Origin of the sequence: Corynebacterium lubricantis DSM 45231, from assembly GCF_000379425.1 — a bacterium.
In the GTDB taxonomy this organism is placed as follows: domain Bacteria; phylum Actinomycetota; class Actinomycetes; order Mycobacteriales; family Mycobacteriaceae; genus Corynebacterium; species Corynebacterium lubricantis.
On sequence record NZ_KB902193.1, the window covers coordinates 61,807 to 73,987 of the forward strand.

At 55.8% G+C, this 12,181-nt stretch carries 13 protein-coding genes; 7 read left to right on the forward strand and 6 right to left on the reverse strand.

The features are described 5' to 3' along the window. The first annotated feature begins 15 nt into the window (after positions 1-15). Both A37O_RS0106205 and A37O_RS0106210 read left to right on the forward strand, forming a co-directional pair. The gene (locus A37O_RS0106205) at positions 16-837 is read left to right on the forward strand and encodes a DUF1206 domain-containing protein (protein WP_018296638.1); all 822 of its coding nucleotides are present in this window, start codon (positions 16-18) and stop codon (positions 835-837) included. 116 nt (positions 838-953) lie between these two features. Next, positions 954-1,856, forward strand: coding sequence for a TIGR01777 family oxidoreductase (locus A37O_RS0106210; protein WP_018296639.1), 903 nt, complete (start codon positions 954-956; stop codon positions 1,854-1,856). Positions 1,857-2,011: 155 nt separating this feature from the next. Here the strand turns inward: A37O_RS0106210 and A37O_RS14835 are convergent, their stop codons facing one another. From A37O_RS14835 to A37O_RS0106225, 3 genes are read right to left on the reverse strand one after another with little or no spacing between them, the layout of a single operon-like run. Then, the gene (locus A37O_RS14835; RefSeq protein ID WP_018296640.1) at positions 2,012-3,370 is read right to left on the reverse strand and encodes an MFS transporter; all 1,359 of its coding nucleotides are present in this window, start codon (positions 3,368-3,370) and stop codon (positions 2,012-2,014) included. Between the two features lie 10 nt (positions 3,371-3,380). Next, positions 3,381-4,364, reverse strand: a complete 984-nt coding sequence (locus tag A37O_RS0106220) for a PDR/VanB family oxidoreductase (protein ID WP_018296641.1) — start codon at positions 4,362-4,364, stop codon at positions 3,381-3,383. Positions 4,365-4,367: 3 nt separating this feature from the next. Then, entirely contained in the window at positions 4,368-5,486 is a 1,119-nt protein-coding gene (locus tag A37O_RS0106225; protein WP_018296642.1) for an aromatic ring-hydroxylating dioxygenase subunit alpha, read from the reverse strand. A 190-nt stretch (positions 5,487-5,676) separates the two neighbouring features. Between A37O_RS0106225 and A37O_RS0106230 the strand changes: the two genes are divergently transcribed. Together A37O_RS0106230 and panD are read left to right on the forward strand one after the other, a co-directional pair. After that, a complete protein-coding gene (locus A37O_RS0106230; RefSeq protein WP_026196187.1) occupies positions 5,677-6,267 on the forward strand; it encodes a PadR family transcriptional regulator in 591 nt (196 codons plus the stop codon). 139 nt (positions 6,268-6,406) lie between these two features. Further along, entirely contained in the window at positions 6,407-6,829 is a 423-nt protein-coding gene (panD, locus tag A37O_RS0106235; protein WP_026196188.1) for an aspartate 1-decarboxylase, read from the forward strand. Between the two features lie 12 nt (positions 6,830-6,841). Here panD and larB read toward each other — a convergent pair whose 3' ends face one another. After that, a complete protein-coding gene (gene larB / locus A37O_RS0106240; protein ID WP_018296645.1) occupies positions 6,842-7,507 on the reverse strand; it encodes a nickel pincer cofactor biosynthesis protein LarB in 666 nt (221 codons plus the stop codon). A gap of 148 nt (positions 7,508-7,655) precedes the next feature. On the opposite strand from larB, the gene A37O_RS16650 reads away from it, so the two are divergent. Both A37O_RS16650 and A37O_RS0106250 read left to right on the forward strand, forming a co-directional pair. Next, complete coding sequence (locus A37O_RS16650; RefSeq protein ID WP_018296646.1) at positions 7,656-7,934, forward strand: hypothetical protein; 279 nt, start codon at positions 7,656-7,658, stop codon at positions 7,932-7,934. Positions 7,935-7,936: 2 nt separating this feature from the next. After that, positions 7,937-8,278 (forward strand): type II toxin-antitoxin system HicB family antitoxin, encoded by a 342-nt coding sequence (locus A37O_RS0106250; RefSeq protein ID WP_018296647.1) that lies wholly within the window; start codon positions 7,937-7,939, stop codon positions 8,276-8,278. Here A37O_RS0106250 and larE read toward each other — a convergent pair whose 3' ends face one another. Continuing rightward, a complete protein-coding gene (gene larE / locus A37O_RS0106255; protein WP_018296648.1) occupies positions 8,279-9,163 on the reverse strand; it encodes an ATP-dependent sacrificial sulfur transferase LarE in 885 nt (294 codons plus the stop codon). 198 nt (positions 9,164-9,361) lie between these two features. Here larE and A37O_RS0106260 point away from each other — a divergent pair, with 198 nt between their 5' ends. After that, on the forward strand, positions 9,362-11,494 hold the full coding sequence (locus A37O_RS0106260) for a beta-glucosidase family protein (protein WP_018296649.1): 2,133 nt from the start codon (positions 9,362-9,364) through the stop codon (positions 11,492-11,494). A gap of 76 nt (positions 11,495-11,570) precedes the next feature. On the opposite strand, the gene A37O_RS0106265 is transcribed toward A37O_RS0106260, so the two are convergent. Further along, on the reverse strand, positions 11,571-12,131 hold the full coding sequence (locus A37O_RS0106265; RefSeq protein WP_018296650.1) for a PepSY domain-containing protein: 561 nt from the start codon (positions 12,129-12,131) through the stop codon (positions 11,571-11,573). Positions 12,132-12,181: the final 50 nt, after the last annotated feature.

Genomic DNA, 12,181 nt, shown 5'->3' on the forward strand with positions numbered 1-12,181 from the left:
GAGTAGAAGACCCCGATGAGTTATGTTGCCGCGTTTGGTACGAAGGTGCAGAACAATAAGTTCTACCGCCTTTTTGTGCGCGTCGGCCTCATTGTTTTTGGTCTCGTCTACGGCTTGCTGGGTGTGCTCGTCTTGCAGATCGCGTGGAATATTAACGACGGTTACCATGACGCGTCGTTTGTCAGCGTGCTCTCGGAAGTAGAGAACCTACCCTTTGGCAACTTAATCCTCATTGTGGCAGCGACGGGGCTGTTCGTGATTGCTGTCTGGCAACTGATTGAATGCCTGTTGGGCTACACACACCTGGGCGGGATCCGAAGGTTCAATCGTCGTATAGCGTCTGCGGGCAGGGCCCTCATTTACTCCAGCGTGGCTGTATTGGCCCTGTTCATGGGGCTAAATATCCAGGGGCCGTTCGGTGAGAGCAACGTCGGAGGAGTCCTGGCGCGTCTGTTGGAATCGACGGCGGGGCGTTGGATCGTCCTGGTCATCGGATGCGTTGCCATTTCGATCGGAATCGGACAGGTCGGCCGAGGTTTGGGGCGGATCTTTGTCGACGAGATGCTGGGCAAGGTTCCGCGCTGGGTAGTAGCCCTGGGGATGATCGGCTACGGAATGCTGGGACTCTCACTGACGCTGATCGGTGCTCTGGTGGCGTGGTCCGCGATTAGTGCGCTGCCACGCTATGCGGGAACGATGGACACGGCGATTCATTTCCTTGTCGGTCTACCCTTGGGCTCAATCCTGGGCACGATTGTCGCCGCCGGATTTATCTGCTTCGCGGTCTTTTGCATGGCGTGGTCGACGCGACCGCTGCACGCGACGGCGCAGTACTAAGCCTGATTTCACCAGGCAATTCGAACGCGCCAAAGTACTTTTGTGTACAAAGGGGTAGTAGCGTCCCGTAATTGCTGAACCTCAACTTTTCAGTGGAGAAGAAAGCAGGAGAATCGATGCAACCGAAGAAAGTGCTCATTTCAGGTTCCTCAGGTCTGATCGGTTCGGCCTTGACGCGCTCGTTTCAGTCGGATGGTGTGGATGTCAGTCGGTTGGTTCGGCGACAGCCACAATCAGAGAGCGAAGTAAATTGGGACCCCGATAGGAAACCGCTCGACCCCCAGGTACTTGAGGGAGTAGACGTTGTCATCAATCTCAACGGCGCCAGCATCGGTCACCTGCCATGGACATCCAAGTATCGGGCACTCTTGCGGAGTTCCAGAATTAATCCCACAAGAACGCTCGCGACGGCACTCCGCGAGAAGGTGGGTTCGGTACCGAAATTTGTTTCGGCTTCGGCAGTGGGATTTTACGGTGCCAGACCGGGCGAGCAGCTTGACGAGACCAGCGCGCCCGGGACTACATTTTTGGCACAACTGTGCGTTGCCTGGGAAAAAGAAGCGCTCTCGGCGGGTGAACGCGCGAAGGTTGCTGTGTTCCGGACGGCTCCTCTGCTGCATCCGCAGGCGACTCTGAAGCCGTTGATTCCACTGACTCGCCTGGGGGTGAGCGGTCCGCTGGGAGGCGGTCGGCAGCTGTGGTCATGGATTTCGCTTGATGACGAGGTCCGTGCCATCCGCTACATCATCAACCACGACATTGAAGGCCCAGTAAATCTGTCCGGGCCTGCACCGGCTAGCGCCAATCAGATTGGGCAAGAGCTTGCGCGTCAACTGAGGCGTCCATACTTTTTGCCTGTTCCCGCATGGGCATTGCGCTTGGTCATTGGGCGAGACGCTGCTGATTCGTTGCTGGCGGAGGTTGTCGCGCTGCCCACGGTCCTTCGTGAGACCGGTTTTGGATACTCGCACCCGACGGTCGAGGACGCCATACATGATGCCTTGGCTACGAAAGATTAGCTTCGGGAGTCCCATGGCCCCACAGAATACGAAGCCTCCATCCGAGTGCGGGCGAGGTTGCGCAGCGCTAAGTCGATACGTTGATCCCAAGGAAAGTTCCGATGACAAAGGAAAATCTCAGCGGACCGGTCATGCCCGCTGAGATTAACGTTGATTTAAGAAGCTACTACTTTGGTTGAATCGGCCTCTTGTGCCGATTCCTCTTCGGTAGTTGCTGTTGTGCCCTGGAAAGGCTTGATCCCGATGAGGGCGACGGCAGCTAAGATAACCACTGCGGCAACGCCGGTGTAGAGGTAGACGGGGGTCCAGCCTGCGTCGAGAAGCGCGCCGACAACAATCGGAGCAAAGATTGCGCCGAATCGGCCAATACCGATGCCGAAGCCAACTCCCGAAGTCCGTAGTGCGGAAGGATAGGACGCTGGAGTTACTGTGTACAGGCCTGCGACACAACCGTTGATGAGCATTCCAACGATGACGCCACTACTAAACGCGAGAGCCGGAATAGAAGTCGTAGTGATGAAGAGAACTAACGTCACCGCGGAGAGAAGAGTGAAGACCATAAGAGTGCGACGAGCATCGAAGCGGAGAGTAACCAGCCCGTAGATGAGAGAGCCGAAGGCGCCGCCAAATGTGAGTGCGAGTCCACCGATGATTCCCTGGTTTTCTGACATTCCGGACTCCACCAGAAGTTTTGGCGTCCACGAGTTCGCAAAGTAGAAACCAAACATGATGAAGAAGAACGCTGCCCAAAGCTTTAGGGTCGTCGACTTAAACTGGCCGGATAGCAGGTCCGACAGCTTTCCTTGTTCAGCATTGCCCTCTTGAACCGGACCAAGGCCAGTCGTGCCATCTTTTCCGATGCGACGAGCGATGGCCGCTGCTTTTTCTTCTGCATTCGCTGGACGCTTGACGCGGAGGAAATCTACCGACTCCGGCAGGCTGACAACAACCAGAACAAGTGCAAGTGCGGTCGCAGCTGCTCCGACAAGGAAAACAGACCGCCAACCGAACGCCGGGATCAACTGAGCTGCAATCATTCCTCCGAACGTTGCGCCAAGACCATATCCGGCAGTGTAAATACTTACGGCCATGCCGCGATTCTTGTTATTGGAGTACTCACTGGTGAGAACGGTAACCGTCGCCAGAATGCCACCAATTCCAATTCCGGTCAGAACTCTCCAGAGTCCGAGCTCAATTGACGAGTTGGCCGTGGCAGACAGTACCAGTCCAGCCAAGTTGATCACGAGGGAGACGATCAGGATATTTCGTCGACCAAATTTATCGGCAAATGGTCCGAGGAGTAACGAACCGAGTGCCATACCAATTAAGCCCGCGCTGAGGAGGAATCCAAGTTGGCTTCCGTTGAGTGAAAATTCCTCGGAGACAGAGTTTGCAGTGAACGCGAGGGCAAGAACGTCATATCCATCAAGAGCATTGAGGAATGTGGCAAGCGCAACGATGTACCACTGGTAACCACTCATCGGAGTGGTATCGATAGCTTTTCGAAGATTCATGGATTTACCTTTATGGGACATCGATGGAAATTTGAGCAGACGAGCTGGCGTTTTCTGAGGAGGCTATGCGCGATACGCAAGCGCAGAGTTTTTCAGAGTTCTTCTTTTGTCGATCGGAGAAGAATACGTCTCGATGGTCGACTTGTCCGGAGGTGTTCAAGATTTTGACTTGGCACAAGCCACACTCGCCTCGACGGCAGTCGGACATCATTTCCACTCCGAGCTTTTCTAGAGCTTCAAGAATTGATTCATTTTGGCCGACTTCGGTGGAGACCCCCAGGCTGGGAATGGCGACGGAGAATTGTTCTGGCTTGAACCACCCGCTGTTTCCGAATGTCTCAAAGCGAAGATTGGTTGGGTCGAGCTCCGCCTGGTTCCACGCACGTCGAATTGCATCCATCAGGCGAATCGGACCGCACATATATAACTCTGTGCCAGGAGACACCGATTCAATCAGCGCAGGGATGTCGATCCTTTTTCCTTGCGAATCGAAGTAGGTATGGAGGCGGTCGCCATGTTCTGCCTCGAGCTCTGCGCGGTAGGCCATAGCTTCGGGAGAGCGGGCGGCGTAATGAATGGTGTAATTGGCGCCTAAGCGACGCAACAAGGCTGCCATCGAACGGATTGCAGTAATCCCAATTCCTCCTGCAACCAGAACGTATTCTGGAGCTCCGATACGAAGAGGGAAATCTTGCATGGGGCTAGATGCCCGCAGCTCATCGCCGGCCTTTAAGGTGTGCATAAAGGTGGAGCCACCGCGAGAATGCGGAGTGTGGAAGACACTAAGAGACAGTTCGTGATTGTCGTCTGAGGAATCCACGATGGAGTACGAACGGGTCGTCCAATGTCCGTTGATATTTACTTGTACCTTCAGATGCGTGCCTGGACGCACAGTGTGCGGTTGCTCTAGCCGCAGGGTGATGCGACGAATGCGCTCGGCGATCTCGGTGCTGGAGACCACCGTGGCAGATTGCCATTTTTGATCGGTGGACATGATTTAGGCCTTCCCAGGTGCTTTCGTCGTAGGGATGTCGAGGCGACCCTCGTCGGCAAGTGCCTTCTCAAGGATGCGACGGACCCACATACCGCCTGCATCGATGTTGAGGCTGTAGAACTTGTGGTCTGGGTTTGCATCAATTGCTTCTTGTTGTGCAGTGAGCATGTCTTCGTCTTCACCGAAGACCCCGTGCACTCCTTCGCGAAGTTGTGTCGTGATGACCTGACTGTCTAGGCGATAGTTTCGTTGGAAAGACCAGAAGTAGTGCGATGAACGGTCGGATTCTGGAGAGATCGTGTTCATTACGTAGCCATTCACGCCTTGGCTGCGGTCGCCTTCTGGTGCGCCGGTTCCAGCCTTTGCAACACCGACATCAATGCAGATGGTAGACGGGTAGTAGTAATGAATGATCTGCCAGCGGTCGACATTTCCTTCAAAGCCAGGGAACTTGTCGTTCATATTCTTTTGCCAAAACGGTGGCGGGGCAATATCGCGCATCCATCGCGTGACGGTGACGGAGTCATCGGTGTGGGTTACCTCGAACTCCGACTCAGAAAGCTCATCTTGCCCAATGGTGGAAGAGTGAACAAATTCCTCGTGGGTGAGATCCATCAAATTGTCTAGCACCAATTGGTAATTGCAGGCAGCAGCGATGGTTTTTCCATCGCCGGTCCACTCCGGGTGGTCCATCTGGTGCATATCCGGCACCAGGGTGGGGTCTGCTAGTGATGGATCGCCAAGCCAGACCCAGATGTAGCGATGCTGTTCAATGACTGGGTACGAGGGGACAGCGGCGGATGGATTAAGCGTTTCTTGGGCAGGCATGGACATGCAACGACCGGCGGAATTGTACTGGAGTCCGTGGTAAGGGCACTGAATCCCGTCGCGCCCCACTAACTTTCCCTTGGACAGTGGAGCCAGTCGATGCCAGCAAGCATCAGCGAGCGCAACAGCTTGACCGTCTTGGGTCCGATACAGGGCGAGGGGTTTGTTCGCGATTGTGCGAGAAATGATCTCTTTGGAGGTGACTTCATAGGCCCAAGCAGCCACGTACCAACCATTGAGTGGGTGGGGCAGAATCTTGGCGGTTGTTGTCGCGTTTTCGGTTGCAGCAGTCATGGTGCTCCTTATCTCTAAAACTATCTAAATGCTTAGATAGTTGGTGCGGTGAGTCACACTATAAGGGAGGTTGTGATGGAACGCAATATTTGTGTGGGAAAGAATCGACGCGTCTTATCGGGGCTGGTGACCGGCTCGCTCCCCGGTTTGAAACTTGGCGGGCCGAGCGAAACAGGGTACAAAGAAGGGCGTGACCCTAAGAAACGCATTGCTAGCACTGCTTTCGTCCGGCCCGATGACCGGCTATGACGTAGCAAAAAGATTCGCCTCCTCAGTGGGATTTCTTTGGCATGCGTCCAACTCGCAGATCTACCCAGAACTGCGCAAGCTTGAGTCAGAGGGGCTCTTGGATACCCAGGAAATCCCATGGGGAACAAAAGGCGTGACCAAAACGGAGTACTCCATTACCGATCTTGGGATGGAGGAAATTCGTAAATGGCAGCAGGAACCAATGGGCTACACGCCCGATCGAGATCCTGCTCGGCTGAAAGCTGCGTATATGGAGATGGGAAATCCGCAATCTGCCGAAGCGAATCTCCGCGATCATATTGCGCATTTTGAGGATCAGCGTTTAAGGGCGGAAGCGGAAATAAACAGGATCGACTCGGGTACTAGTCCAAACCTGACACGCAGACTTGAAAAGGTGCAAGACAGCGACAGAGAAGCGACGATTGCCTTCAAACGTTTCGCCTACGAGGGCCGCGTTGATCAAGCTGAGGCGGAAATTCGTTGGGCAAAGCGGGGTTTGAAGCTGCTAGAGGAGCTCTACGGCGAGAAGTGACAATTCATGTTTAGCCGCTGAGGGGGCATTTCTCCTCCTCAAGGACTACCGCAATGCGTGCCGTTCAGGCTAAAATCTTTCCAGCTCTTATTCAGCCAGATCGGGAAGGACCCCTCACGCTATGGGCACTGGCTCCTCCATTACTCGCACCATGTTTAAGTCCAAGATCCACCGTGCCACGGTCACTCATGCTGACCTGCACTACGTCGGCTCCGTGACAGTCGACCAAGACCTCCTTGATGCTGCCGATATTCTGCCGGGCGAGCTCGTCGCCATCGTGGATGTGACCAACGGCGCCCGCCTGGAGACCTACACGATTGCAGGTGAGCGAGGCTCCGGAGTGCTGGGCATCAACGGTGCCGCAGCCCACCTCATCGACATCGGCGATACCGTCATCCTGATTACCTATGCCCAGATGACTACTGAGCAGGCGCGCGCCTTCGAGCCAAGCATCGTGCATGTGGATGCGGATAACCGCATCGTGCAGATCGGCAACGATCCCGCGGAGGCGCTTAGCGACGACACGCTGACCCCTCCTCACGCGGTACTGACCCGCAGCTAGCCAGAACGCTAGCTAGCGCGCAGCAATTTGAGCTGCGAGGTGACCTGCCCCGTAGCCGTTGTCGATATTGACCACCCCGACACCTGGGGCGCAGGAATTCAACATAGTTAATAGTGGCGCGATACCGCCCGCGCCGGCACCGTAGCCCACGGAGGTGGGCACTGCGACGACTGGTGCAGACACCAGCCCGCCGACCACGCTCGGAAGTGCTCCGTCCATTCCTGCAACCACAATAATTACGCCGGCTTCGTGCAAGGTGTCCTCATGCTCGAGGAGTCGGTGGATACCCGCAACTCCAACGTCCGCAAGCAAATCAACCTCGCGCCCCAGGTAGTTGGCGGTATGCATCGCCTCACGGGCTACGGGCAGATCGGAAGTTCCGGCGCAGACCACCAAAACCGAGACACCGGTGGGTTCTGGTGTCTCGGCGGGATAGGCAATCAGGCGAGCGAGCGGATCATAAAACGCATCGGGCAGAACCTTGAGAACCACTTTGGCGTGATCATCACTCAGCCTGGTGAAGAGTGTCGTGTGTGAATTGTCGATAGCTTCGGCGATGCCTTGGATTTGCTCGAGTGTCTTGCCTTCGCAATAGATGGCTTCAGGGTAGCCGCGTCGCTTCACTCGGTCGACGTCGAGCCGGGCGAAGTCACCTACTTTGCGTGTCTGCTCCGACATAATTGAGCTTCCCCTTCTTATTTAATGCAGCCAAGGTCATCGCGCGATTTATAAAGGTGCGATACCCCAACGTTAGCGGACGCCTGTGGGTTTTAGCGATCGCGATCGACCATTGCGCAGATGGTACCATATATAGTACTATCTGGTTATGGCGAGGATTGAGAAAATCCTGCAGCAACTTCAATCATCCGAACATAACGTCCGTTATCAAGATTTAGAGAAAGTTTGTGATCACTTTTTTGAACGGCGTCCATCCGCCAGTTCGAAAAAGAAAGGTACGTCGCACCGGACGTATAAGACGCCTTGGGTGGGAGATCCGCGTGTCAACATTCAGGAGGGAAGGAACGGCAAAGCGAAACCGTACCAAGTTCGGCAAGTCTTACAGGCGATCGAGAAAATTCAGTCGACAACCGAGGAAAGTGAGTAGTAATGGACACAACGAACGCGGATAAATACACCTACGAGGTTCGATGGTCGGAAAATGACCAAGAATTTATAGCTACTATTCTTGAGTTTCCATCGCTTTCTTGGCTTGCAGAAGATAAGCAAGATGCGATCTCTGGTGCGCAAAGTCTCGTTGAGGAGGTCGTGCGTGACATGATTGCGAACAATGAGAAAGTTCCGTCTCCGTTGGGGCAGCGGGAATTCTCAGGAAGGTTCAACGTGAGGCTTCCAAAATCATTGCACCGCGACCTGGCTATTTCTGCTGAACGGGAAGGTGTTTCACTAAACACTTTCGTAACTCAGAAGCTTGCTCAGGGGCTGAACTAGTCACCTACTTTGCGTGTCTGCTCCGACATAATTGAGCTTCCCCTTCTTATTTAATGCAGCCAAGGTCATCGCGCCCGACTGAATCCCCTTCAAGTCCACCGTGGCAAAAGTAAATCCCGCGGCACGGGCGGATTCCCTAATCTTATCGGCAATCTCTGGTTCCATCGCACGCACCATTTCATCCTGCGGCAGCTCGATGCGCGCGATCGAATCGTGGTGGCGCACACGCGAATCCGAAAACCCAAGCTCGTACAACGTCAGTTCAAGAGCTTCAATCTGCGCCAACTTCTCAGGATTGACTTGCAGCCCGTGCGGAACTCGCGACGCCAAACACGGGGCCGCAGGCTTATCTGCCACTTTTAGCCCGAAAGCCGCAGCGATCTGGCGCACCTCGGCCTTCGTCAATCCCGCGGCAGCCAGCGGACGCAGCACATTGTGCTCAGTTGCGGCACGCGCGCCGGGACGATCCACGCGCACAGCGTCATCGGCATTCTCGCCGTAGGCAACAGCAACAAGATCATGCTTGTCGACGACCGACTGGTCGATCACCTCAAACATCTCGTCCTTACAGAAATAACATCGGTCGACATCGTTGGCGATGTAGCCCTCGATCTCATCCTCGTGGGTTTCCACCTCGATGACGCGAGCCCCGATCTGGTTAGCAGTATCTCGGGCCATGGCGCGTTCGCGTGCTGCGAAGGAATGAGAGATGGCAGTGATGCCAAGCGTGCGCTCGGCGCCGAGCGCGTAGTGGGCGATGGCGAGCAGTGTGGCGGAATCGACACCACCGGAGTAAGCAATGCCCACGCGACCATGCCGCGGGAAGTGAGGAATTACTTTGTTGATCAGCGCCTGGGCCACTGGATCAGGCTGGGTTAAAGACATACCTATTACCTTAGGCCTGACATGCCCAAAAGCGATAGGGGGCGGGTGGCGTACAGGCACCTGTGAATCTTTGTGCCCACCTAAGTATTTAGCGACGCAGCCTTTCAGATTTTGATAGGACTGGAGGTAGCTACACAGACTTTCCTAACTGAATAACAACGAACCCCACTTGCCTCAATCGCAAAGGACACCTTGGCTATGACCACGGCAGAACGTCCATGGATGGACGAATCACTTTCAAATAAGGAACGTGCTGAAAAGCTCGTTGAGAACATGACTATCGAGCAAAAAATTGCTCAGCTCCACGGCGGTATGGAGACGATCAACATCTACGGAGTGTCCAACTCCATGGGCGACGTTGACGACGAAGAAGAGATGGCACAGCTCATGGCGCAGATCCAGATCGAGCGCCACGTCCCAGAGTTGGAAGAGTTGGGCATTCCACGCTTCCGCATCACTAACGGCCCTGTTGGTGTCGGCATGGGCGACGGCCACCCATCGCCACCAGCAACTGCGCTACCTATGACCATTGGTGTGGCGGCGTCTTTTGATCCTGAACTTGCCTATGAATATGGCAACATCATCGGCCAGGAAACTTCTGATCTCGGTCAGCACGTACTTGAAGGCCCAGGTGTCTGTCTGCACCGCACTGTGACCGCAGGCCGTAACTTCGAGTACTTCTCCGAGGACCCTTACCTTTCTGGCGTGATGGGCGTGGAAGTTACCAAGGCGATTCAGAACCATGACGTCATCGCCATGGGCAAGCACTTCGTGGTCAACGATCAGGAGTACGAGCGCTTCCGCACAAACGTCGAGCTCGACGAGAACGTATTGCGCGAGCTTTACCTACTCCCATTCGAAATGCTGGTCAAAGATGGTGACGTCGCGGCGATCATGAGTGCGTACAACCGTGTGCGAGGCACCTATGCCACAGAGAACCGCTACCTGCTCAATGACGTGCTGCGCAAGGACTGGGGCTTCGAAGGTTACGTCCAGTCTGACTTCTGGTCCGCACGCTCCGCCGCCCCTTCGATCAACGCTGGCCTTGACCACGAAATGCCGGACGCAAAGTGGTTTAACGAGGACAACATTAAGTCCGCGATCGAGGACACGTCGCTAGAAATTGAGGTCGTTGACCGCGCGCTCGTGCGCCGCTACACCCAGATGTTCCGCTTCGGTCACTTCGATTCGGTCTATGATCCAAAGGAAATCGACGCTCAGGCGCACGGTGCCGTCTCACGCAAGATCGGCGCAGACATGGCAGTCCTGCTCAAGAACGACGAGAAGCTTCTGCCACTGAGCAAGGATGCGGGCAAGATTCTAATCGTCGGACAGTCGAAGTTCGCCGAGTTCGCCTGCCAAGGCGGCGGTGGATCCTCCAAGGTTGACCCCCTCTACACCGTCGACCCAGAGCCGGGCCTCAAGGACGTTATTGCAGATCTCGGCGGAAGCAGCGAGTTGTCCTCGTTCATCGTCGAGCGCGACCTCTCCAACCTGGAAGGCGCGGTCGCGGCAGCCAAGGATGCAGACGTGGTATTGGTCATGGCCGGTCTGATCGCCACTGAAGGCGTCGACTCCGAGTCAATGCTCATGCCACATAACCAAAACGACATGGTTGCTGAGCTACTCAAGGCCAACGACAAGACCGTTGTGGTGCTGAAGTCCTCGGCACCGATGGTGATGCCGTGGCTCAAGGATGCAGCGACCGTTCTAGAAGTCTGGAACCAGGGTGCAGAAGATGGCCACGTAGTCGGCGACCTGGTCTTCGGCACCGTCAACCCTTCGGGCAAGGTGCCCACCACCTACCCAGAAGCGGAGCAGGACTGGATCGGAGAAGGCCACGAGGAACGCTACCCAGGCGTCAACCTTGGCGAGGGATACAACACGATCACCTACTCCGAGGGCCTCGAGATGGGGTATCGCTGGTTCGACGCGAACAACGTCACCCCGGCCTTCGCTTTCGGTCACGGACTGTCCTACACCGACTTCGAGTTGTCGAATATTTCGGTACTAGGCTCGGCCGAAGGTGTGAAGGTGACGGCAACTCTGACCAACACTGGTGATGTCGCAGGCTCCGAGGTTGTCCAGGTGTACCTGGGTGTTCCTTCCGAGGGTCAGCCTCCGAAGCGCCTCGTGGGCTTCGCGAAGGTAAACGTGGAGCCAGGCCAGTCCACCACGGTGGAGCTGGACATCGACGCGGCTGCTACCCACCACCCGCTGGGTGTGTGGGACGTGAAGGCGCACGATTTCGTCGTGCCGTCCGGTGAGTTCACCGTGTACGTGGGTACCTCGTCTGACGACGACGCAAACGTTTCCACGTTCTCCGTCTAAATTTAGAACGAACAGCAAGCACTACTGCCACCGTCCAAAATTGGGGCGGTGGCAGTCGTCGTCAAGCGAAAAAGCGTTAATTCGCGGGGATGGTGAGCTCGGCGAGATCATTGCGCTGCGCATCGTCGAGCTCGATCTCCCAGTGCAGCTGGCCATCGTCTTCGTCGAGTTCGGCCTCGTCGAGGACACCGTCTGGGTGGCTGGCAAGGGCTTCGCGGATGGCGTCGGCGGCCGTGACGGTTGCGGCCTGGGCCTTCTGAATGTCATCGTCGTCGCCCTCGCGCTCATCCTCGCGGATGTCGCCGGTGGATGCGTCGACCTCTAGCTCGATGACTTCATTGCCAACGACAACGTCGATGTCGAAGAGCTGGGTGGAATCCTCGCGGTCGACGTCAACAAGGACGCCGTCTGCGTGCTCGGCGAGGACGGCATCAATCGCGTTGAAGACTGGGTCGTCGCCAGATTCTGGAGCTGGCTCGGCAGTTTCGGTTTCGGTTTCGGCTGCGGTGGTGGTGACGGTCGTTGCCTCGGAAGTGGGGTCTGTTGCCGCAGTGTCACCTGTGTTCTCGGAGCATGCGGCCAGCGCGAGGGCGGTAGTGGCGGACAGGGCGAGAGCGATCAATGATTTCTTCTGCATATTGTCAATCTAAGAAATCAGAGTGATAGCACGCGCACCACAACCTGTGA